The sequence below is a fragment of the Achromobacter veterisilvae genome (assembly GCF_900496975.1).
Lineage (GTDB): Bacteria > Pseudomonadota > Gammaproteobacteria > Burkholderiales > Burkholderiaceae_B > Achromobacter > Achromobacter veterisilvae.
Genome location: NZ_UFQC01000025.1, coordinates 50,001 through 71,583 on the forward strand (window position 1 = coordinate 50,001; position 21,583 = coordinate 71,583).

The window sequence follows — 21,583 nt, forward strand, 5'->3', positions numbered from 1 at the left end:
ATGCGAAGTAAGCATGCGCGGCGATGCGCCGCGCGCATGGCCGATGCGCAATACGCAAGGAGCTTCATGGATACCCGATGGCTGCAGGACTTCATCACGCTTTCGGAAGTACGCAATTTCACGCGCGCCGCGGAGGCGCGCAACTTGTCGCAGGCTGCGTTCAGCCGCCGCATCCAGAGCCTGGAGAACTGGGTGGGCGCGCGCCTGATCGACCGCTCGGCGTTCCCCACCCAGCTCACGGAGGCGGGCGAGCGTTTCCGCGATGCGGCGATAGAGCTGGTCAACCAGCTTGCCGAGGCGCGCGCCGGCATCGCGGGCGTGCCGGCCCAGAACCAGTTGCGGCTGGCGACTTCCTATGCGCTGGCGACCACGCACCTGCCGAAGTGGTGGCGCGCATGGACCGAGGGCAAGCTGCTCAGTTGCAGCCTGCAGACGGGCAATGTGCACGACACCGTATCGGCCTTCACCTCGGGCGCGGCGGATTTCTTGATCTGCTTCCACCAGGTCGCCCAGCCCCTGCCGCTGGACCTCGCCCGCTACGACTGCCTGACGCTGGGGACGGAGCTGATACGGCCGTACGCGGCGCGCGCCCTGATCGAGCGGACGGGGCTGGACCTGCCCGGCACGGCGGCCAGGCCCGTGCCGCTGCTGATGTATTCGGCCAATGTGTATTTCGCCCGCCTGATCGAGGCCGCGATAGAAGCGGCGGCGGAGCCGCTGCACGGCGTGCGGGTGTTCGAAGCCGAGATGTCGGACGTGCTGGGCGACATGGCCGCGCAGGAACTGGGCGTCGCCTGGCTGGCGGACAGCGCGCTGCAGCGCCTGGCGGCGGTGGACCTGGCGCCCCTGCCCAACCGCGGCTGGGACATCGAGGTGTCGATCCTGGCCTTCAAGGACCGGGCCGACCCGCGCGCCTCGGTGGAGGCGCTGTGGGAGCGGATGAAGGCGGCCGCTCAGCCGGCGTAGCCTTCCAGCACGTTCGCCACGTTGATGCCCACGTCGGCCACGGCGTAGCCGCCTTCCATGGTGAACACGGCCGGCAGGCCCAGGCCGGCCAGCAGGCGGCCGACGCGCAGGTAATCGGCGCTCTTGAGCTTGAACCGGGAGATGGGGTCGCCTTCGTAGGTGTCCACGCCCAATGCGATCACGACCGCGTCGGCCTTGAAGGCGCGGACGGCGGCCAGGCCCTGTTCCAGCGCCCGCGTCCAGTCCTCGAAGCCGGTGCCTGCTGGCAGCGGCAGGTTCAGGTTGCGGTCCTCCCCCGCGCCCTGGCCGCGCTCGTCGGCGTAGCCCAGGTAGAACGGATACTCGGTGGTGGGATCGCCATGCACCGATACGGTCAGCACGTCGCCGCGTTCGTAGAAGATGCTCTGCGTGCCGTTGCCGTGGTGATAGTCGACGTCCACCACGGCGACGCGGGCGGCGCCGGCCTCGCGCAGGGCCTGGGCGGCCAGCGCGGCATTGTTCAGGAAACAGTAGCCGCCGAAAAAGTCGGGGCCGGCGTGGTGGCCGGGCGGACGCGTCAGCGCCATGGCGGCTCGTGGGCCGCCCGGGGCGGAGACCGCAAGCGCGGCGTCGATGGCGCAGGCGGCGCCGGCGAGCGCGGCTTCCCAGGTGCCGGCGGTCAGCGGGCAGCCGCTATCGAACGAGAACAGCCCGACGCGCGCCGCGAAATTGGTGGGTTCGATGTCGTGGCGAAAGCCGCGCACCGGCCAGATCGAAGGCAGCACGTCCAGCTCGGCGTTGGCCGGATCCAGCGCGATCCATTCCTGCCAGGCGCCGGCGAGGAAGTCGACGTAGCGCGGTGTGTGCACGCGCTTGAGCAAGGCCATGTCGGCCGCGGCCGGGGCGCGGAGTTCCCCGATGCCGCGCTGGCGCAGCGCCTCCAGCACGTATTCCAGGCGCGCCGGCGTTTCGTGGCAGGGCACCAGCTTGCCGCGGAACATTTCCTGCCGGCCGGCATGTTTCTCGTGGACGGGGTTGTGGAAAATCAGCACGGCGGACGGTCCTTGGGGATGGCGGTTGGGGGCGAGAGCGCAACTATAGCGGCCGGAATGCGTACCAGGCCATGGCGGGCAGTTCGCGGAAGATCGAATAGAGGTCGCGCCCTTCGAAAAAGGACGGGTAGCCCCCGCTGACGTCCACGATGCCGTGGCGCCTCAGCGCCAGCACGGTGCGCGGAACGTGGAAGTACTGCGTGACGGCCATGGCGCTGGTGTAGCCGTGCGCCCGCATGTAGGCGGCCGCGTGCCGCGCAGTGGCCCAGGTGTCCACGCCCGCGCTGTCGGTCGCGATGCGTTCGGCGGGCACGCCGCGCGCCAGCAGATAGTCGCGCATCGCGGCCGCTTCGTCGGCGCCTTGCGGGTCCACGCCGCCGCTGACGAACACGACGCGGCATTGCCCGGCCGCATAGCAGGCATGGGCGCGGTCCAGCCGGGCCGCGAGCCGGGGCGAGGGCCGTCCGTCGGCTTGCACGGTATTGCCCAGCACGACGGCCACGTCGGCGCTGCGCGCGCCGGCAAGCAGGCCGGCGGTGGCCAGCGCGGCGGCCGCCAATAGTACCGCCGCGGCCAGGACGGCGGCGCATCGCGCCAGGCGGTGTCGGATTCGTCGTGGGCGGGGCATGGGGGCGCGGGAAGATGGGTCTGGACCGGCATTGTGCAGCAGAAGGAAGACGCCTGCTGGCGTGGAGCGCAGCGGGCCGCGATCCCGGCGCAGTTGCCGTGAGGTTTCCGTAATGAGAATCATGATTGATAATGCCGGCCTTCCCCTCTTGTCCGGCCCGCCGCCTTTCCATGTCCCGCCGCCCTTCGTCCGAAAAAGGCTGGCTCGCCCATTATCGCGAGCTGATCGGGACGTGGACGCGCCGCAGCGGCAGCCGGCATGACGCCGAGGACGCCGCGCATGACGTGGTGGCGAACATGCTGCGCAACGGCGACGCCGCGGTCCTGGACCCCAAGGCCTATTTGTACGGCGCGAGCCAGAACCGCCTGAACGGCGAGATCCGGCGGCAGTCGCGGCGCGAACAGGTCAGCCTGGACGAACTGCCGGACGCCGAGCATCCGGCGCAGGCCGATCCCGAATCCGCGATCCGCGCCGCGCAATTGGCCGATGCCTTGAAGGCGGCGCTTGCCGAGCTGCCGTTGAAGGTCCAGCAGGTTTTCCTGTGGAACAAGCTGGAAGGCTATACGCAGGCCGAGATCGCGCGGAAACTCGGGTTGACGCAAAGCACGGTGGAAAAGCATATGAAACGCGCGCTGTCGCACATCCATGACCGGTTGCAAGATCATGCGCCGCACTGACCCCAGCCCCGGCGCGGCCCGGACGCCGCAGGCCGTGCGCGACCAGGCCGTGCACTGGTTCTCGCGCGAGCGCCTGGGCGTGCTCGATGAGCAGGAGCGCCAGGCGCGCGACGCCTGGCTGGCGGCGGATCCGGAGCACGAACGCCAGTACCGTTCGATAGAGGCTTTGTGGCGGGTGGCCGACAGCCTGCCCCGCGAGGAGTCGCGGGCCATTCTGGAACGGACCGAAGAGGCGCCCGCTACGCGCCGCCGCCGGTTCGCCGCGGGATTGGCGGCTGCCTGTGCCTTGACCCTGGCCGTCGGCGTGCTCGGCCCCAGACTGTGGGCCCCCGAAGCGGAGTTCAGCCAATTGCTGGCCACGGCCAAGGGCGAACGCAATCGCTTCGTCCTGCCCGACGGCTCGCTGCTGGAATTGAATACCGACACGCGCGCCCGGGTCGCGCTCTATGCCGACCGCCGCGAGGTGGAGCTGACGGCGGGCGAGATCCTGTTCACCGTCAGCCCCGATGCCGCGCGGCCCTTCATCGTCGAGGCGGGCGAGTCGCAGGTGCGGGTAACGGGCACGCGCTTCAATGTCCGGCGCGAGGGCGCCACGGTAGCCCTTGCGGTGGAAGAGGGCAGCGTGGCGTTCTCGGCCGGTTCCTGGTGGAACCGTACGACCCGTGCCCTGACGGCGGGCTATGTGCTGCGCCATGCGCAGGGCGAGCCGCTGGCCGCGCCCCATCAGGAAAACGTGGCGGCGATTACCGCCTGGCAGCGCGGCCGGCTGGTGTTTCGCGACACCCCCTTGTCGCAGGTGGTGGCCGAGCTGAACCGCTATCTGCGCGAGCCGCTGCGGATCGACGACAGGACGCTGGCGCAGTTGCGCGTGGCGGGCACACTGCCGATCGACGAGCCCGAGTCGGTGCTGGCGGTATTGCCCCGGATCGCGCCCGTGATCGTCTTGTATCCGGCCGATGGGAGCAGGGTGCTGGCGCCGCGTTAGGCGGGCAGGTTCCTGGCGCGCGTCTATGAATCATTTTGTTTCAAATAATATAGCGAGAATCATTCCGGAATTTTCCCCGGCGTGGCGTCTATCCCTAGACGGGGCGGATCCACGCAAGTCGATCCTGGCCCTGCTAGCAACCTTTGGCCAAGGGTGCCGGGCGCAAATCGCGCGGGCAGTTACTGGAATTTTTTCTCAATATGGACAAGCAAGTGATTCGGCGCGCGACGGCTGCGCGCAAGACTGCATGGACTGGCCCGCGTGCCGGATGCCATGCCCTGGCCATTGCCGTGGCGCTGGCTTGCGGGGTTCCCGCGGCCGCGCTGGCGCAGACGGCGCCGGTGCAGATCAGCATTACCGCCCAGCCTTTGGGCGATGCACTGATCCAGTTGGGCGAGCAGGCCTCGCTGGTGATCTTCTATCTGCCTGAAACCGTGCGCGGCCGGAATGCGCCGGCGGTGATGGGCCGTCTGACTCCGGACGACGCATTGCGCGACCTGCTGGCGGGCACAGGCATCGCCTTCAAACGCGAGGGACGCAACGTTTCGTTGAGTTTGCCGTCTTCCGGCGCGACGCAACTGGAACCGGTGACGGTGCATGGCGTTGCTGCGGGCACGGCGGACAGCTACGTCGCGCTGCGCAGCGCCAGCGGCAAGCTGGACGTGCCGCTGATCGAGACGCCGCGGTCAGTATCGATCGTGACGCAGGAGCAGATCAAGATGCAGGCGCCCCGCAGCGTGGAAGCCGCGCTGGCCTATACGCCGGGCGTGCAGACGGAAGTATCGGGGTCGAGCGACGTACGGATGGTCGGGGCGGTGATCCGTGGATTCAGCGATGGCAGCGCCTATTACAAGGACGGCTTGAAGCAGTTGTCCGCCGGCACCTACGGGTCGTGGAACGACAGCCTGGATGATCTCGACAGCATCGAGGTGCTGAAGGGCCCGGCATCGGTGCTGTACGGCCAGGGCCGTCCCGGCGGCGTGATCAACATGGTGTCCAAGCGCCCCGCGCCGGACCACGTCAACAGCGTGGGCTTGAGCTACGGCACCTACAACCGCCGCCAGGTCACGGCGGATCTGGGCGGCGCGTTCGACGAGGACGACAAGGTCCTGTATCGCTTGAACGTCACGGGCCGCAAGAGCGACGGACGCACCGACGGATCCCGGGACGACCGGATTTCGGTAGCGCCGACCGTGCTGTGGAACCTCACGAACCAGACGCGCCTGACCGTGCTGGGCACGTATTCGAAGGAACGCGGCACGCCCAAGAGCTGGTGGCCGAATCTCTACACCTATCCCGAGATCGCGGACCTGCCGCTGCACCGCGGGGCGGGCGATCCCGATTTCGATCGTTTCGATCGCGATACCAAGTCCATCGGTTATGCCTTTGAACACGACACGGACAATGGCTGGCGCCTGCGCCAGAATCTGCGCTATTCGGAAATCGACATCGATTACCGCCACATCTACGCCATGGACCTACTGGCCGACAAGCGCACGGTAACGCGCGGCAGCCTGGCGCAGCGCACGCACGGCCAGACGCTGGCGGTGGATAGCCGCGCGTCCAGGGACTTCGTGTGGGGCGGCTTGCAGCACACGTTCGCGGTCGGCGTGGATTTCTTGCGGTACCAGGAGAACGACGCGCTGGGGTTTGGCTGGGACGTGCCCAACCTGGACATCTACAAGCCGGTGTACGGCCTGCATGTGGATGATCCCGAGATGGAAAAATCGCAAAGCGCGCTGAAGCAGACGGGCATCTACACGCTGAACCAGTTGAAGTGGAACCGCTGGGTCGGCAATGTCAGCCTGCGTCGCGATTTTGCGACGATGACCCGCAGCAGCGCGACGCAGCCCGAGGTCAAGGATTCGGCCACCACGGGCAGTGCGGGGCTGCTCTATTTGTTCGACAGCGGTTTTGCGCCCTATGTCAGCTATTCCACGGCGTTCGACCCGATCGTCGGCCAGCAATTCGACGGCAGCGCCTTCAAGCCGCGCGAAGGCAAGCAGTATGAGGCCGGCCTGAAGTACCAGCCGCCCGGCACCGATGCCTTGTTCACCGCGGCGGTGTTCGATATCCGCCAGACCAACGTGACGACGCAGGATCCGGACCATCCGCGTTTCAATGTGCAGACGGGGGAAGTGCGCTCGACTGGCCTGGAGCTGGAAGCCAAGTTCCCGTTGTCGAGCGAACTGCGCGTGATGGCCGGCTATACCTATCTGGATCCGCGCACGACGAAGAGCAGCCGGCCGCAGGAAGAGGGCCGCCAGACCCCGCAGACGGCGCGGCAGACGGCCAGCCTGTGGCTGGATTACCGGCCGCGCCAAGTCCAGGGCCTGATGCTGGGCGCCGGCGTGCGCTACCGCGGCAAGTCGCCGTTGAACACCGCGGTTGATGGGACCACGCCGTACAACCCCGCGTTCACGCTGGCGGACGTGGCGGTCGCCTACGAGACTCCGCGCTACCGTATTGCGCTGAACATCAACAATGTTTTTGACAAGCGCTATTACACCTATACGTTCCGCGGCATGGAGCGCGAAACGACGTTGAGCCTGAACTACTACTGGTAGCGCTTATCGCTTCGGCTGGGCCCGGCACGCGCCGGCCTTCGGGCCGGGAGGGCGCAGCCGCTGCACCGACTCGCCGCTCTGCCTGGACCAGGAGGTCGCCTGCGCCGTGCCGTCCGGGCACACCGCGTATTCCTCGAAACCGTATTCGGCCGCGCCATAGCGGCATGCCACGGCGAATGCGGGGCGCGTTTCGTCGAACACGGGATTGACGTAGCCACGGCAGGGGCTGGAAGCGCTGTCGGGGTGCGGCAGTTCGCGGAAAGCCCGGTCTTGCGGACGGTACAGGAAAATGCGCGTCAGGACCTGGCCGCCGCCGCCGCTCTGGCCGATGGCGAAATCCCGGTAGCCGTCGCGGTCGACGTCCACGGACTGGAACTGGTCGACTTCTTCATCGCCGCCGAGGCGGGCCACTTCGTGTTCCGGGCCGTCGCCCACGCGCACGCGCAGGCGCTGATCCGGCAGGCCGGAGACGGTCACCACCGCGGGCAGGCCCGGAGCGACGGCGTACGGATACTCGCGCGCGCAGGCGTTCTGGCCGAGCGCGGCCAGAACGGCCCCGAACAATATTCCCTTCACGTGGATGTCCTTGCGCTGGAATGGGTGACGGGGATTATGCCGCAGCGGGCCGCGGGTTTACGAGAGTCGCGCGCCGGCGGGCGGCGGAGCGATCGTGGGTAGAATCCCAGGATAGGCAAGACCGTCCGGAACGCGCCCGCGCCATGAATTTTCCGTTTCCCATCCGCCAAGAATGCCCGCCGGGCGCCTGTGTGTGCGACCGCGACCGGCTGCTGGCCGATCCCGTGGCGGACGTCCGCGTCCTGCGGCTGACCAAGGAAGAAGAGAAACGCCTGGTCGCCCGGCTGGAGAACCTGGCCAGCCTGGAGGACCTGCGGGTCATGCAGGGACGCATCCAGGCGCAGTTGGGCATCGTGGTCAGGATCACGCCCAGCGAAAACGAGGTGCGCACCTCGCGCGGTATTTCGATCCAGCTCGACGACCAGCCGGGGCTGTGCCGCAAGACGCGCGCCGCCATTCCCGCCGCCATCCGCCGCAGCTTCGACAGCCGGCCAGAAATCGTCTATGCGCTGCTGAACGAGCGCGACCTGCTCCACGGCGCCTGAGCGCGTTCAGGAACGCTTGCCGCCCGCCGGCGCGCGGCAGGGCGCCAGCGGCACGACGTCGGCGGGCGCGCGGCCGGCTTCCGGCCGGGTGGCGTCCCGCTTCTTGCCCGGGCGGGCGGGATAGATCAGCAACACCGCGCTGCCGGCTTCCAGCTTGGGCCCGAGCTTCGAGCCATAGGCCACCGTCCAGCCGCGCACGGCCAGCGGCGCCAGCGTGTAGGGCACGGCCGAACCGGGCGAGACGTGCGCCACCTTGCCGGCGTACAGGTCTTCCTGGCGGGTCTCCACGCCCTGGACGGAAACATAGGTCGCGATGCTGACCAGCGCGACGGAATCCCCGTGGCGGCCGAGCACGGCGGTCTTGTACTTGCCGGCCGGGATGTCGGCGAGCTCCACGCTGAGATTCCCGGCGGCCTGGCCGCCGGCGTCCAGGCGCACGCCGGCGATGTCGGCGCGGGCCAGCGGCCCCGTCCCCGTGTTGCGCACGCGGACGCTGTATTCCCCGGAGGTGCCCGTCACCGTGCAGACCTCGACGCCGTAGGCGGGCGAGGCCTGGGCGTTCGCCATGGCGGCGGCGCACAAGGCCGCCAGGAGGAAGGGCAGGGGACGAGGACGGACAGCGGGCACGGCGGGCTCCTTGGAGGGCAGCGCGCCGGGCACGCGTTGCCTGCCCTATTACACCACTTGGCGGCCGGGCGCCGCCTGTTCCCGCTTGCCGGCCAGCCAGTGGAGAACCAGCGCCAGCACCAGCAGCCCGGCCATGATGAAGCCCCAGAAGATCCAGCCGACCACCGCGATCAAGGTGCCCAGGCTGCCGGCCATGGGCAGCACTTGGTTCAGGCCTTGCGCGGCCCACACCAGGCCGGATTGCAGCGACTGTAGCCAGGCGGGATCGACCCAGGCGGCCGCCCACGCGGGCGCGACCCATTGCGACGTGTCGAACGCGGCGCCCGGCACCTGCGCCGAGGCGACGGAGGCCAGGACCCAATCGGTCAATTGCAGCGTCAGCGCCACCAGCCCCGTCCAGAGCGCGGCAAGCACGGCGAAGGCGAGCCAGATGATTTTTTTCATTGAAGCGGTACTCCGATATTTCAAGGGAACGCCACGATAAAGCGGATTCTATTTCCGAAAAACCAGAGCGGGTGTGACAAACATTAAGAGAAAACCGAAGTTTTCGCATGCAGCAGCACGGCCTGCACCAACGGATGATGCTGCCCGCGGCGATTGCGGATCGCGTGTATTTCCTCGTGCACTTCATCGCAGCGGGCGAGGGGGCGCAGGCCCCGCAGCAGGCCGATGTCGCCGCCGCCCAGCCGGCTCAGCGGAAACACGCCCAGCCCCCGGGCGGCGAACACCGACATGAGGGCGCTGTCTTCGAATTCCCCGACCACGTTGGGGTAGAGGCCCTGCTCGTTGAACCAGCGGTCCAGCGTCTGGCGCAGCACGGAATGGCCGGTGGGCAGCAGCACCGGCAGGCGTTCCAGGCAGCGCGGGAAATCGCGCGCGTCGGATTTGCGCACCCACTTGGCGGGGCCGTACCAGTCCACGGGGGACGACACCAGGCGGTCGCTGGTGAGCCGCAGGTTGGGGTTGGCGGGCGCGCCCTGGCCCGCCAGCACCAGATCGAGGTGGTGCTGGGCGAGTTCGCCCAGCAGTTCCTGGACCTCGCCCTCGTGGCAAGTCAGGCGCAGGTCGGGCGTGTGCAGCACCGGGCCCAGCAGGGTATGCACGGCCAGTTTCGAAATGCCGTCGGACAGCCCCACGGCCAGGCGCATGACGGGCTTGGTGGCCGCCGCGCGGACTTCCTGGGGCAGCGCATGGCCGATCTGGAAGATCTCCTCGGCGCGGGCGAAGGCGGCTTCGCCGGCTTCGGTGAGCGCCACGCCGCGGCCGGCCGGCTTGAGCAACTGGTGGCCCAGGTTCTTCTCCAGTTCCCGGACCTGCGCGCTGATGGTCTGGATGGCCATGTCCAGCCGTTCGGCGGCGCGCGAAAAACCGCCTTCCTTGGCGACCATCCAGAAGTAATAGAGATGTCGGTAGTTCAGCATCGCTCGGCTCACTTCGGTTTTTTCGAACCTTAACTCAATTTCAGGCTGATTTTTACATCGGCGTCCGATCCGGATCATGGGGCCCTTCGAACAAGAGCGGAACATCATGGAAACCTTAATGACCTTTCTGGCCGCCGATTTCCTCGGCACCCCCGCCTGGAGCTGGCTGCTCTTCCTGGGCATCGTCGTGGCGCTGCTGGCCTTCGACCTAGGCGTCCTGCACAAGGAAGACCGCGAGATCGGCGTGCGCGAAAGCCTGCTGCTTTCCGCCGGCTACATCACCGCCGCGCTGCTGTTTGGCGCCTGGGTCTGGTGGCAGATGGGCGCCGCCAGCGGCATGGCCTACTACACCGGCTTCATGATCGAGAAGTCGCTGTCGATGGACAACGTCTTCGTCATCGCGCTGATCTTCAGCTTCTTCGCGATTCCGCGCCAATACCAGCATCGCGTGCTGTTCTGGGGCATCCTGGGCGTGATCGTGCTGCGCGCCATCATGATCGGTCTGGGCGCCGCGCTGGTCAGCAATTTCGGCTGGCTGCTGTATGTGTTCGGCGTTTTCCTCGTGTTCACCGGCATCAAGATGTGGATGATCGCGGACCAGACGCCCGACATCGCGTCCAATCCCATCCTGAAGTTCCTGAAGCGCCGCATGCGGGTGACGGACGGCCTGCGCGGCAATGCGTTCTGGGTGCGCGAGATTGATCCCGCCACATCCAAGACGGTGCGCTGGGCCACGCCGCTGCTGCTGGCGCTGGTGCTGATCGAATTCGTGGACCTGCTGTTCGCGGTGGATTCGGTGCCGGCGATTTTCGCCATCACCACGGATCCGTTCATCGTCTACACCAGCAACATCTTCGCCATCCTGGGCCTGCGCGCGCTGTATTTCGCGCTGGCGGCGATGATCCACCGCTTCCATTACCTGAAGTACGCGCTGGCCCTGGTGCTGGTGTTCATCGGCACCAAGATATTCCTGGTGGGCTTCATCGGCAAGGTGCCGGCCGCCGTGTCCCTCTCGGTGACGTTCGGCCTGATCGCCGGCGGCGTGGCGTTCTCGCTGTGGAAGACGCGTTCGGAACGCGCCAAGCCCGAACTGGCGGCCGAGTAAGGCCCGGGCCCGCCATATCCCGTGGATATGGCGGACTCTCCGGATTCGGATTTGTCGTATGGATAGGGCAGGCGTAGAGTGCTGACGAACCCCTACGCAAGGAACCGCCATGACCAGTTGGTCCGCCAAGCAGTATTCCGCTTTCGAGAACGAGCGCACCCGTCCGGTGCGGGACCTGGTTGCCGCCTTGCCGAACCAGGAAGTGAAACGCGCCGTGGACCTGGGCTGCGGCCCGGGCAATTCCACCGAGGTGTTGGCCGGGCGCTATCCGGACGCGGAACTGACCGGCTTGGACAATTCGGACGACATGATCCAGGCCGCCCGCAAGCGCCTGCCCGCGCTGCGCTTCGAGCTGGCCGACATCGCCGCCTGGAATCCGCCGCAGTCCTACGACGTGATCCTGGCGAACGCTTCGCTGCAATGGGTGCCGGATCACGACACGCTGTATCCCCGCCTGGTCGGCAAGTTGGCGCCCGGAGGCAGCCTGGCCGTGCAGACTCCGGACAACCTCGAAGAGCCCGCCCACCGGCTGGCGCGCCAGGTGGCCGGCGAGGCCCCGTGGGCGGCCAGCATCGGCGGCTTCACGCATCCGCCGCGGCACAGCGCGGCCTGGTACTACGAACTGCTCAAGCCGCATTGCGGCCGGCTGGACGTGTGGCGCACGACCTACCACCATCCGCTGGCGGGGGCGGCGGCCGTGGTGGAGTGGTTCAAGGGCACGGCCTTGCGGCCGTACCTGGACCGGCTGGACGCCGAGGGGCAGGCGGGTTTCCTGGCCCGCTACCAGTCGTTGATCGAAGAGGCTTATCCGGCGCTGGCCGACGGGACGGTGTTGTTGCCGTTTCCGCGGTTGTTCATCGTGGCGGGGGCGCGGGAGGGGTGAGGGGAGTTGGCGGCCGGCGGTTGGGTGTCAGACACCCGGGAAGGGCGGCTTCATTTGGCGGATGTCTCGTGGGGTGTCTGACACCTGGCCTGGAGTTGGCGGGGGTTGGGTGTCAGACACCCGGGAAGGGCGGCCTCATTTGGCGGGTGTCTCGTGGGGTGTCTGACACCTGGCCTGTTAGAGCGCGCCGTCGGCCTTGTCCGCGAAGTAGCGGGTGGGGGTCTTGCCCAGCGTCTTGCGGAACATGGTGATGAAGGCGCTGACGGATTCGTAGCCCAGGTCTTCGGCCGTGCGCTGCACCGAGACGCCGGCCGACAGGCGCTGCAGGGCCTGGATGATGTGCATCTGCTGGCGCCAGCGGCCGAAGCTCATGCCGAGTTCCTGGTGCACCAGCCGCGCCAGCGTGCGTTCGCTCATCGCCACGCGCCTGCCCCATTGCGCCACCGTGCTGCGGTCGGCGGGGTCGGCGCGCAGCGCGTCGGCGATTTCGCGCAGCCGCGGGTGATCCGGGATCGGCAGGTGCAGGTGTTCGGTCGGCATGTGGGCCAGTTGGTCCACCAGCACCTCCGCCAGCTTCCGGTTGGCCGCAGTGGCCGCTTCCGCCGGCGACAGGTCCGCCAGGTGCGCGATGAGTTCCCGCAGCAGCGGCGTGATGGCCAGCGTGCAGCACTGCCTTGGCAGATCCGGGGTGCCGGGCGGCACGAACAGGAAACACACGCGCCCGTTCACCGTGACGCGGTTGCTGTGCGGCACGCCGCCGGGAATCCAGACGCCGCAGTGCGGCGGCACCATCCACAGCCCCTGCGGCACCGAGCAGGTCACGCCGCCATGCAGCGCCAGCACCAATTGGCTCATGCGGTGCCGGTGCGGGGGGGATTCGTGGTCGTTCTCGGCCGCATGCACGCGCATCGCACTGGTCCATTGCGAGTCGATGTCGAGGTCGAGGAAGGGGGCGGGGCCGTCCAGGGCGGGCATGGGCTGAGGGGTTGGCTGGTTTTAGGGATAGTTTGTCATTATCTCGAAATTCGGTAAAGGCGGTTTTGCTTAAGCTGGAGACCTGTCCACACTGACGGACCCGTCCAAGGGCTTCCTGCGCATGACCTCTCTTTCCGCTTCCTCCAAGCGCCCCGCCGGCAATCCCCTGCTGCTGATCGCGGGCATTCTCTGCATCGCCACCGCCCTGCGCGCGCCCATCACGGGCGTGCCGCCGCTGATCGGCATGCTCCGCGAGCAGCTCGGGCTGAACTCCACCGCGGCCGGCATGCTGATCACCCTGCCCCTGCTGGCCTTCGCGGTGGTGTCGCTGTTCGCGGCGGGCCTGGCGCGCCGCCACGGCCTGGAGCGCACCTTGTTCGCCGCTTTGCTGCTGATCGCCGGCGGCATCGGGGTGCGCACCGTGGGACCGGCCTGGGGCCTGTACCTGGGCACGGCGGTCATCGGGGCGGGCATCGCCATCGGCAACGTGCTGCTGCCCAGCCTGCTGAAACGCGATTTCCCGCAGCGCGTCGCGGGCCTGACCTCGGCCTACGTGCTGACCATGAGCCTGGCGGCCGGCCTGGCGTCGGCCATCGCCATTCCGCTGGCGAACCTGTCCGATGCGACGTGGCGCTTCTCGACAGGCTGCCTGTTGCTGATCCCCGTCGTCGGCGTCGTGTTGTGGCTGCCGCAATTGGCCAGTCACACCGCGCCCGCGGCGTCCACGGCGCATGCGCCGCACGGCGGCCGCTTGTGGCGTTCGCCGCTGGCCTGGCAGGTGACGCTGTACCTGGGCATCAACTCTTTCGTGTTCTACGTGGGCGTGAGCTGGCTGCCGGCCATCCTGCGCGAGGCGGGCTATACGGCGGAACGCGCCGGCACGCTGCATGGACTGCTGCAACTGATGTCCGCCGCCCCGGCCCTGTTCCTGGCGCCGGTGGTGCGGCGCATGAAGGACCAGCGCGCCGCCGCGTTCTGCTCGGCCGCGGCCTCGTTCGCCGCGATGCTGGGCCTGATCGCCGCGCCCGGCTGGGCCACGTTGTGGATCGTGCTGCTGGGCCTGGGCACGGGCGGGGGCATCATCCTGGGCCTCGCGTTCGTGGGACTGCGCGCCAGCCACGCGCAGCAGGCCGCGGCGCTGTCAGGCATGGCGCAATGCGTGGGCTATCTGTTCGCCGCGACCGGGCCCGCGCTGATGGGCGCGATGCATGATGCGCTGGGCGGCTGGGATGCCGCGCTGGGTGGATGCGCGGCGCTGTGCGTGGCGATGGCGATCGCCGGCCTGTATGCGGGCCGGGCCATCCAGATCGGGCAATTCCGGGTCCACGCGCCCGCGTAGGCGGCGCAGGCGCCGCGCCGGGAACGGCGCGCCCGCGCTTTCATTCCTGCCGCGGCGGTTCCTTCCACAGGCGCACCAGCGTGTCGGGCGCGTCGGTCTCCGGCACGTCGAAGCTGACGTCCGGCACCTCGGCCCCACCGTACACCACCTCCACGCGGAAGTAGCGCCGGTCGCCGCCGGCGCACGCGTCGCGCGCGACGGCGACGGGCGCGGCGCGCCGCAGCGCGTCGCAGACTTCCCGGCGCACCTCGGGCGGGCAGGTGGCCAGGTCGATGCTGCGCGGCCGCGCCATCGCCGGCAGATAGGCCAGGCCGCCTTCGCGGGTCAAGCGCACCAGCAGGGCAAGGTCCAGGGAAGGCAGTTCGATCATGGCTGGACTCCCACGGTTTGCCAGGCCTTCGCGATGGCGTCCCGGGCCGCGGCGCCATGGCGTTGCGCCGCTTCCAGCGTCAGCGCCGCGAACTGCGCGAAGTCCGCGTCGTGGCGCAGCCGGCCGCCGCACAGGGCGTCGTACCAGACGCGGCCGGCAACGGCCCACGCGGGGCCTTCCAGGGCGGTGGCCGCCAGGTGGAAGGCGCGATTGGGGATGCCGGAATTGATGTGCACGCCGCCGTTGTCGCTGGGCGTGTCGACATAGTCGTCCATATGGGCGGGCTGCGGATCCTTGCCCAGCACGGGATCGTCATAGGCGCTGCCCGGCTCCGCCATGGAGCGCAGCGCGCGGGCGCGCACCTTGGCGGTGAACAGTCCCGCGCCCACCAGCCAATCGGCCTGCCGGGCGTCCTGGCCCAGGGCGTACTGCTTGACCAGCGCGCCGAAGACGTCGCAGATGGATTCGTTCAGCGCGCCGGACTGCCCCTGGTAGAGCAGGGCGGCCTCGGCGTCGATGACGCCATGCGTGAGTTCGTGGCCGATGATGTCGGGCGCCACCGTGAAGCGGTTGAACACTTCGCCGTCGCCGTCGCCGAACACCATCTGGGCGCCGTTCCAGAAAGCGTTGTCGTAGTCTTCGCCGTAGTGCACGGTGCCGACCAGCGGCAGCCCATCGCCGTCGATGGAATGGCGCTGGTAGATATCCCAGAACAGCTTGTAGGTCGCGCCCAGGTGTTCATAGGCTTCGTCCACCGCGTCGTCGCCGCTGGCGGGGCGGCCTTCGGCGCGCACCAGCTTGCCGGGCAGCGTGGTCGTGTTGCCGGCGTCGTGAACGGCCCGTCGCGGCTTGCCGGCGGGGCCGGCGCGCTTGGCCGGGGCCGGCTTGGCGCGAGGCGGCTGGACCGCCATTTCGCGCAAGCCGCGCTGCTGCTGGTCGATGATCAGCGTTTTCACCGCCGGCATGCTGACCCGGGCGTCGGCGTGCTGCGCCAGGCGGTCCAGCAGGTAGGGAGGAATCACACCGATCAGGGGCGCGGACTCGGAAGGACGTGGCATGCGCGGTCTCCGTCGTGGGCGCCGGACCAGGGCCGCGGCGCAAGGGTCTGGAACAACGGTAGCAGATGGTCCGGCCCGAGGGACGTAACAGGTTGCGGCCTGATGCTAGGAACTTTACCGCCGGGCCGCGCAACAATCGTCACAATTCGGAGGCGCAGGGAGTCGCGATAGAATCCCCTGCTTCTTTTCCGGGGGGAACGCTCGATGAGGTATTTCCTGATCTTGGTGGGAGCGGCCGTCGTCGCTTACTTGCTGGCGCGGGGCATTGCCGCCGTGCTCTCGGATCGTAAACGTTCAAAATCAGAAAGGGATTCCAAGTGAAGCCGACAGACATGCAGGTCGTCAAATCGATAGGCGCCGTCAAGCCGCGCAGCATCAAGGTCGCGGCCATTACGGCGGTGCTGTTCGTGCTGATCCTCTTCCTGGCCTTCGGCTCATGGTTCCAGGTGGACCAGGGCGAGCGCGGCGTGGTGCTGCGCAACGGCAAGCTGGTGCGCGTGTCCGAACCCGGCCTGGACTTCAAGACCCCCTTCATCGACAGCGTGATGATGGTGTCCGTGCGCGACCATACGTTCGTGTTCGAGAAGCTGGAGGCCTACAGCTATGACCAGCAGCCGGCGTCGCTGCGGGTGTCGGTGACCTACCGCGTGCCGCCCGAGCACGTGGCCGAGCTGTATTCCGAATACGGCACGATCAACAATCTGCAGATGCGGGTGCTGGAACGCAAGACGCCGGATTCGGTGAAGAACGTGTTCGGCCAGTACACCGCCGTGCGCGCCATCCAGGAACGCCAGAAGCTGGGCCTGGACGTGAACGAATCCGTGCGCAAGACGATGGAGGGCGCGCCGGTGCAGGTGGTGGGCGTGCAGATCGAAGAGGTCGGGTTTTCGCAGGCCTACGAGCATTCCATCGAGCAGCGCATGCTGGCCCAGGTGCAGATCGAGACCACCCGCCAGCAAAAGGAAACGGCGACGATCAACGCCGAAATCCAGGTGGTGAAGGCCAAGGCCGAGGCCGACGCCCGCCGCCAGCAGTTCACGGCGGAAGCCGACGGCATCCGCATGCGGGGCGAGGCCGAGGCCGCCGCGATCCGCGCCAAGGCCGAAGCGCTGGCCGCCAACACCAACCTGGTGAGCCTGAACGCGGTGGAAAAGTGGGACGGCGTGCTGCCGGCGACGCAGGTCCCGGGCGCGGCCTTGCCCTTCATCGGCATCAAGTAGCCGCCGCGGCGGACGCCCTCCATCGCTTCGTCCGATTTTCGCCACATTCCGCCGCGGGAGCCTCCCGCGGCCTAGGGATATCCCTCTGTCAAGAATTGCAAACCGGGCGCATCTTGACCGTACAGGCAAACGCGGCCGGCGATACGATCGCCGGAAGATCCCCGCGGGATCCGCGCGCTTGCGCATAAGCTTCAGCAAGAAGGAGACGTGGATGTCTCAGATGGAATGGACGCCCGGCGATACCCTGCCGGACCGTCACGGCTATTACGAAACGCGGTTCGACACGGGGTGCACCGCGATCACGCTCTACAGCGTGCTGGGTTGGATGCCGGTGAAGGCGACCGGAAACATGGTGAGCTGGCGGGCCCTGTCGCCAGCCGCGGAAAGGCAGGAGGCCGAGCGGCACCTGGAGGAACTGAGGGCCGCCCAGTGCCATATCCCGATGGATTACTGAACGCGGCCGTTCAAGGGCCGTGAGGGGATAGGATAGAATATAAATAGTTCCTATTTACGTTCTATCCAGGGTAGCGCCTTGCCTACGCCCGATTCCTTGAGCGCCGACACCGTCACGAAGATCTACCGGGATCATCACGGCTGGCTGTCGGGCTGGCTGCGCAAGAAGCTGGGCAATTCCTTCGACGCCGCGGACCTGGCGCACGACACCTTCGTGCGCCTGATGGCCGGGCGCAGGCAGGGGGCCGGCGCCGAGCCGCGCGCGCTGCTGACCCACATCGCGAAGGGGCTGGTCGTGGACCACTGGCGCCGCCGCGCGCTGGAGGACGCCTATCTGGCCGTCGTCGCGCAGCTTCCGGCGCCGGAGGTGCCGTCGCCCGAGGCGCGGGCGCTCATCCTGGAAACCCTGCTCGCCATCGACGCCACGCTGCGCGCCCTGCCGGCCAGCACGCGCGAAATCTTCCTGATGTCGCAGTTCGACGGGATGGGCTACGACGCCATCGCGCAGCGCCTGGGCGTGTCGCTGTCCACCGTCAAGCGCCGCATGCAGGCGGCGTTGACCGCCTGCCTGATCGCCTATCAGGCCGACGCGCCATGAACCCGCAGCAGGTGGTCCGATGAGCGCCGCCGTCGATCCCGCCATCCTGAAGGAAGCGGCGGGCTGGGTGGTGCGCTGGCAGTCCGAGACCCTGTCGGCGTCCGACCGCGCCGAGTTCGAGCGTTGGCGCGGACGCAGCGCCGAGCATGCCGCCGCCTGGGCGCGGGCCGAGGAAATGCTGCGCGGATTCGGACAGGTGCCGCCGCGGATCGGAGGCGACACCTTGCGCCGGCTCGACCGCCCGGGCCGCCGGCAGGCCATGCGCGCGCTGGGCGGTCTGCTGGTCCTGGCGCCCGCCGTGTGGTGGGGCGCGCGCGAACTGCCCTGGCGGGCGTGGAGCGCGGATGCGCGCACGGCGACCGGCGAGCGCCGCCGCATGGAACTGGCCGACGGCACGCAACTGGTGCTGAACACCGCCAGCGCGGTGGACATCGACTACACCCCCCGGCAGCGCCTGCTGTGGCTGCGGGCTGGCGAAATCCTGCTGACCACCGGCCACGATCCTTCGCCGGTTCCGCGCCCCTTCATCGTCCAGACCGGACAGGGCGCGATCCGCGCGCTGGGCACGCGTTTCATGGTGCGCGACGAAGGCGGCTCGGTGCGTGTCGCGGTCTTCGACGGCGCGGTCGAGATCCGGCCCGCGTCTGCGGGAGCGGCCGCCATGCTGCTGCCGGCGGGGCGGCAGACGGTCTTCAACGCGCGCGAAGTCGGCCTCCAGGTCCCGGCCGACGAGTCGGCGGTGTCGTGGGAGCAGGGCATGCTCGCCGTCCGGAACTGGCGGCTGGCCGACCTGGTGGACGAACTGGGCCGTTATCGCCGGGGCGTGTTGCGCTGCGACCCGGCGGTGGCCGGGCTGCGGGTGTCGGGGGCCTTCCCGCTGAACGACATCGACGCCAGCCTGCGGCTCCTGGAAAAGACGCTGCCGGTGAGGGTGAGCCGGATCACGCCGTACTGGACGACGCTCGCGCCCCGCGCCGGCGTTACAAATTAATCGCAGACCGGCTGACACTTTTTTCCGCTTCGTTCGGTGTACCGGGTGAATCGCCGCGACCCGCGCGCTACCCAGTCCCTTACGAAGGATCGTTTCATGGTTTCCAGAATTCCCCGTTTGCCGCGCACGCCTCGCGGCAAAGCCGTTCTGCCGCCCGTGGGCGCGATGGTCCGGGCCGCCGGCCTGGGCCTGGCGCTGCTGGCCTCGGCGGGAGCCCCTTCACCGGCCGCGGCGGCGGACACCGTCAGCAGCGCGGCGCGCAAGTCCTACGCCATCGCCGCGGGCCCCCTGGGCGACGTGCTCGCCCAGTTCGCCGCGGCGTCGGGCGTGCCCCTGTCGTTCGATCCGGCGATGTTGTCGGGCCGGCGCAGCGACGGGCTGAACGGCGCCTACACCGCGCAGGAGGGATTTTCCCGCTTGCTGGCCGGTTCGGGCTATGCCTTGTCGGAGCAGGGCGATGGCGCCTATGCCTTGCGCAAGCTGCCGCCCGGCCCGGGAGAGCGGCTGACCGTGCTGCCCACGGTTACCGTCGCCGGCGCGGGCGTGGCAGGCGATGCGTTGCCGGCGGAGTACGCCGGCGGCCAGGTGGCCCGCGGCGGCCGCCTGGGGCTGCTGGGCAACCGCGACGTGATGGACGCGCCGTTCAACGTCACGAACTACACGTCCGAACTGCTGGCGAACCGCCAGGCGGTGACGCTGGCCGACGCGCTGAACGTCGAGCCCTCGGTGCGCTTCACCGGCCAGATCGGCGGCGTGACCGATTCGTTCTACATCCGCGGCTTTCCCATCGGCGAAGGCAACCTCGGCGAGATTGCCTTCGACGGTGTCTACGGCGTGGCGCCCAACTATCACGTCTTCACCGATTACATCGAGCGGGTGGAGGTGCTGAAGGGGCCGGCCGCGCTTCTTTACGGCATGTCGCCCAACAGCGGCGTGGGCGGCGTGATCAACATGGTGCCCAAGCGGGCGCTGCCCGAGGACCTGACCCGCGTGTCGGCCGATTACATGGCCGATTCGCAGTTCGGCGCCCGGGCCGACCTGAGCCGCCGCTTCGGCGCCGCCGGCGAATGGGGGGTGCGCGTCAACGGCATGCACCGCCAGGGCGATACGCCGCTGGACAATCTGCATTCGCGCACCGACATCGGCGCCTTGTCGCTGGATTACCAGGGCGAACGCCTGCGCGCGTCGCTGGACCTGCTGACGCAGAACGAGAAGATCGACGCGCCCACGCGGCCTTTCCTGGTGGCCGCCGGCATCGACGCGCCGCACGCGGCCGACGGCCGGCGCAACGCCACGCAGCCGTGGGGCTGGTGGAAGTCCGACGGACAATCGGCGCTGCTGAGGGTGGAGTACGACATCGGCGACCGCCTGACGGTGTTCGCCGACGCGGGCGGTTCGGACACCAGCATCGCGCGGCTGTCGGACCAGACGCCCACGATCGTGAACGAAGCCGGCGATACGCTCGTCACGCCGAACAACTTCCGGTTCCAGGTGGACCGCAGTACCTACAACGCCGGCTTGCGGGCCAAGCTGGACACGGGGCCGGTGCGCCATGCCATCAGCTTCATGGGCAGCCTGTACAGCGACCGCAATTCGCAGGCGAGCGTGATGGGCACGCCCCTCGCGTCCAACATCTACCACCCCGTCACGCGTCCGGAGCAGTACATCCCCGCGCCGGCGAACGTGCCCAAGGTGTCGTCGTCCGACCTTTCCGGCTTGGCCCTGGCCGATACGCTCAGCATCCTGGACGAGCGCGCCCAACTGACCCTGGGGGTGCGTCAGCAGCGCATCGAGTCCCGCAATTTCAACGCGGCGACCGGCGAGCGGACCGTCAGCTATGACGAGCGCGCGACCACGCCGCTGGCGGGCCTCGTCGTCAAGCCCTGGAACCATGTATCGTTCTACGCCAACTACGTTGAAGGCCTGAGCAAGGGCGACGTGGCGCCCGCCACCGCGTCCAACGCGGGCCAGGTGTTCAAGCCCTACAAGGCGAAGCAGAAGGAGGTGGGCGTCAAGCTGGACCTGGACAGCGCCATGCTGACGCTGAGCGCCTTCGAAATCACCAAGCCCAGCGGCCAGTTGACCGATGGCGTGTACGGCGCCGACAGCGAGCAGCGCAATCGCGGGCTGGAGTTCAACGTCGCCGGCGAACCCCTGCGTGGGCTGCGCCTGCTGGGCGGGGTGACGTTCCTGGACGCGGAGCTGACGCGCACGGCCAGCCGCGCCACGGTGGGCAACCGGCCCGTGGGCGTGCCCAAGGTGTCGGTCAATCTGGGCGCGGAGTGGGATACGCCGTGGGTGGCCGGCCTGACCCTGACGGGCAGCATGGTCCACACCGGGCGCGAATACATCAACCAGGCCAACACGCAGTCCGTGCCGTCGTGGACCACCTTCGACCTGGGGGCGCGCTACGCCGCCAAGGTCTACGGCAAGGACGTCACGCTGCGGGCCAACGTGGTCAATGTGTTCAACCGGGCGTACTGGTCCGGCGTGGCTTCGTACGGCACGATCTCGCAGGGCGTGCCGCGCACAGTGATGCTGTCGGCTTCCATGGATTTCTGAAGCCGC

The 21,583-nt window shown here is 68.4% G+C and carries 22 protein-coding genes; 13 read left to right on the forward strand and 9 right to left on the reverse strand.

Annotation, left to right across the window (positions count from 1 at the left end):
• The first annotated feature begins 66 nt into the window (after window positions 1-66).
• A complete protein-coding gene (locus tag AVE30378_RS21295) occupies window positions 67-966 on the forward strand; it encodes a LysR family transcriptional regulator (protein WP_129243060.1) in 900 nt (299 codons plus the stop codon).
• On the opposite strand, the gene AVE30378_RS21300 is transcribed toward AVE30378_RS21295, so the two are convergent.
• Together AVE30378_RS21300 and AVE30378_RS21305 are read right to left on the reverse strand one after the other, a co-directional pair.
• The gene (locus AVE30378_RS21300) at window positions 954-1,997 is read right to left on the reverse strand and encodes a histone deacetylase family protein (RefSeq protein ID WP_129243062.1); all 1,044 of its coding nucleotides are present in this window, start codon (window positions 1,995-1,997) and stop codon (window positions 954-956) included. The two genes, AVE30378_RS21295 and AVE30378_RS21300, sit on opposite strands and share 13 nt — an antisense overlap.
• A 43-nt stretch (window positions 1,998-2,040) precedes the next feature.
• Window positions 2,041-2,625 carry a YdcF family protein gene (locus AVE30378_RS21305; RefSeq protein WP_129243064.1) on the reverse strand — a complete coding sequence of 195 codons (585 nt, stop codon included), beginning with the start codon at window positions 2,623-2,625 and terminating at the stop codon, window positions 2,041-2,043.
• Window positions 2,626-2,795: 170 nt separating this feature from the next.
• Here AVE30378_RS21305 and AVE30378_RS21310 point away from each other — a divergent pair, with 170 nt between their 5' ends.
• The 3 genes from AVE30378_RS21310 to AVE30378_RS21320 all read left to right on the forward strand — a co-directional run bounded on the left by AVE30378_RS21310 (window position 2,796) and on the right by AVE30378_RS21320 (window position 6,854).
• On the forward strand, window positions 2,796-3,302 hold the full coding sequence (locus AVE30378_RS21310; protein WP_129243066.1) for an RNA polymerase sigma factor: 507 nt from the start codon (window positions 2,796-2,798) through the stop codon (window positions 3,300-3,302).
• Complete coding sequence (locus AVE30378_RS21315; RefSeq protein WP_244235114.1) at window positions 3,289-4,287, forward strand: FecR family protein; 999 nt, start codon at window positions 3,289-3,291, stop codon at window positions 4,285-4,287. Before AVE30378_RS21310 ends, AVE30378_RS21315 begins: the two co-directional genes overlap by 14 nt.
• Window positions 4,288-4,487: 200 nt before the next feature.
• Window positions 4,488-6,854: a TonB-dependent siderophore receptor gene (locus AVE30378_RS21320; protein ID WP_129243071.1), complete on the forward strand. Its 2,367-nt coding sequence runs from the start codon at window positions 4,488-4,490 to the stop codon at window positions 6,852-6,854.
• A 3-nt stretch (window positions 6,855-6,857) separates the two neighbouring features.
• Here the strand turns inward: AVE30378_RS21320 and AVE30378_RS21325 are convergent, their stop codons facing one another.
• The gene (locus AVE30378_RS21325; RefSeq protein WP_129243073.1) at window positions 6,858-7,430 is read right to left on the reverse strand and encodes an XAC2610-related protein; all 573 of its coding nucleotides are present in this window, start codon (window positions 7,428-7,430) and stop codon (window positions 6,858-6,860) included.
• Between the two features lie 143 nt (window positions 7,431-7,573).
• Here AVE30378_RS21325 and AVE30378_RS21330 point away from each other — a divergent pair, with 143 nt between their 5' ends.
• Window positions 7,574-7,975, forward strand: a complete 402-nt coding sequence (locus tag AVE30378_RS21330; protein ID WP_129243075.1) for a hypothetical protein — start codon at window positions 7,574-7,576, stop codon at window positions 7,973-7,975.
• Between the two features lie 6 nt (window positions 7,976-7,981).
• Here the strand turns inward: AVE30378_RS21330 and AVE30378_RS21335 are convergent, their stop codons facing one another.
• The 3 genes from AVE30378_RS21335 to AVE30378_RS21345 form a co-directional block, all read right to left on the reverse strand.
• Entirely contained in the window at window positions 7,982-8,602 is a 621-nt protein-coding gene (locus tag AVE30378_RS21335) for a hypothetical protein (protein ID WP_341868039.1), read from the reverse strand.
• Window positions 8,603-8,650: 48 nt separating this feature from the next.
• Window positions 8,651-9,046 carry a hypothetical protein gene (locus AVE30378_RS21340; protein WP_129243077.1) on the reverse strand — a complete coding sequence of 132 codons (396 nt, stop codon included), beginning with the start codon at window positions 9,044-9,046 and terminating at the stop codon, window positions 8,651-8,653.
• An 83-nt stretch (window positions 9,047-9,129) separates the two neighbouring features.
• Window positions 9,130-10,023: a LysR family transcriptional regulator gene (locus AVE30378_RS21345; protein WP_129243079.1), complete on the reverse strand. Its 894-nt coding sequence runs from the start codon at window positions 10,021-10,023 to the stop codon at window positions 9,130-9,132.
• Between the two features lie 106 nt (window positions 10,024-10,129).
• Between AVE30378_RS21345 and AVE30378_RS21350 the strand changes: the two genes are divergently transcribed.
• Together AVE30378_RS21350 and tam are read left to right on the forward strand one after the other, a co-directional pair.
• Window positions 10,130-11,128 (forward strand): TerC family protein, encoded by a 999-nt coding sequence (locus AVE30378_RS21350; RefSeq protein ID WP_129243081.1) that lies wholly within the window; start codon window positions 10,130-10,132, stop codon window positions 11,126-11,128.
• Between the two features lie 109 nt (window positions 11,129-11,237).
• Complete coding sequence (tam, locus tag AVE30378_RS21355) at window positions 11,238-12,011, forward strand: trans-aconitate 2-methyltransferase (protein ID WP_129243083.1); 774 nt, start codon at window positions 11,238-11,240, stop codon at window positions 12,009-12,011.
• A 177-nt stretch (window positions 12,012-12,188) separates the two neighbouring features.
• Here tam and AVE30378_RS21360 read toward each other — a convergent pair whose 3' ends face one another.
• Complete coding sequence (locus AVE30378_RS21360; RefSeq protein WP_129243084.1) at window positions 12,189-12,986, reverse strand: AraC family transcriptional regulator; 798 nt, start codon at window positions 12,984-12,986, stop codon at window positions 12,189-12,191.
• A 121-nt stretch (window positions 12,987-13,107) separates the two neighbouring features.
• On the opposite strand from AVE30378_RS21360, the gene AVE30378_RS21365 reads away from it, so the two are divergent.
• Window positions 13,108-14,325 (forward strand): MFS transporter, encoded by a 1,218-nt coding sequence (locus AVE30378_RS21365; protein WP_129243086.1) that lies wholly within the window; start codon window positions 13,108-13,110, stop codon window positions 14,323-14,325.
• A gap of 40 nt (window positions 14,326-14,365) precedes the next feature.
• Here the strand turns inward: AVE30378_RS21365 and AVE30378_RS21370 are convergent, their stop codons facing one another.
• Together AVE30378_RS21370 and AVE30378_RS21375 are read right to left on the reverse strand one after the other, a co-directional pair.
• Window positions 14,366-14,695: a protealysin inhibitor emfourin gene (locus AVE30378_RS21370; RefSeq protein WP_129243088.1), complete on the reverse strand. Its 330-nt coding sequence runs from the start codon at window positions 14,693-14,695 to the stop codon at window positions 14,366-14,368.
• Window positions 14,692-15,753 (reverse strand): M4 family metallopeptidase, encoded by a 1,062-nt coding sequence (locus tag AVE30378_RS21375; RefSeq protein ID WP_129243089.1) that lies wholly within the window; start codon window positions 15,751-15,753, stop codon window positions 14,692-14,694. Before AVE30378_RS21375 ends, AVE30378_RS21370 begins: the two co-directional genes overlap by 4 nt.
• Window positions 15,754-16,085: 332 nt before the next feature.
• Between AVE30378_RS21375 and AVE30378_RS21380 the strand changes: the two genes are divergently transcribed.
• The 5 genes from AVE30378_RS21380 (at window position 16,086) to AVE30378_RS21400 (ending at window position 21,577) form a co-directional block, all read left to right on the forward strand.
• Window positions 16,086-16,973, forward strand: coding sequence for a prohibitin family protein (locus AVE30378_RS21380; protein WP_129243091.1), 888 nt, complete (start codon window positions 16,086-16,088; stop codon window positions 16,971-16,973).
• A gap of 211 nt (window positions 16,974-17,184) precedes the next feature.
• Window positions 17,185-17,427, forward strand: coding sequence for a hypothetical protein (locus AVE30378_RS21385; protein WP_129243093.1), 243 nt, complete (start codon window positions 17,185-17,187; stop codon window positions 17,425-17,427).
• A gap of 78 nt (window positions 17,428-17,505) precedes the next feature.
• Entirely contained in the window at window positions 17,506-18,024 is a 519-nt protein-coding gene (locus AVE30378_RS21390; protein WP_129243095.1) for a sigma-70 family RNA polymerase sigma factor, read from the forward strand.
• 19 nt (window positions 18,025-18,043) lie between these two features.
• Window positions 18,044-19,015, forward strand: coding sequence for a FecR domain-containing protein (locus tag AVE30378_RS21395; RefSeq protein WP_129243097.1), 972 nt, complete (start codon window positions 18,044-18,046; stop codon window positions 19,013-19,015).
• Window positions 19,016-19,111: 96 nt separating this feature from the next.
• A complete protein-coding gene (locus AVE30378_RS21400; RefSeq protein ID WP_129243099.1) occupies window positions 19,112-21,577 on the forward strand; it encodes a TonB-dependent receptor in 2,466 nt (821 codons plus the stop codon).
• Window positions 21,578-21,583: the final 6 nt, after the last annotated feature.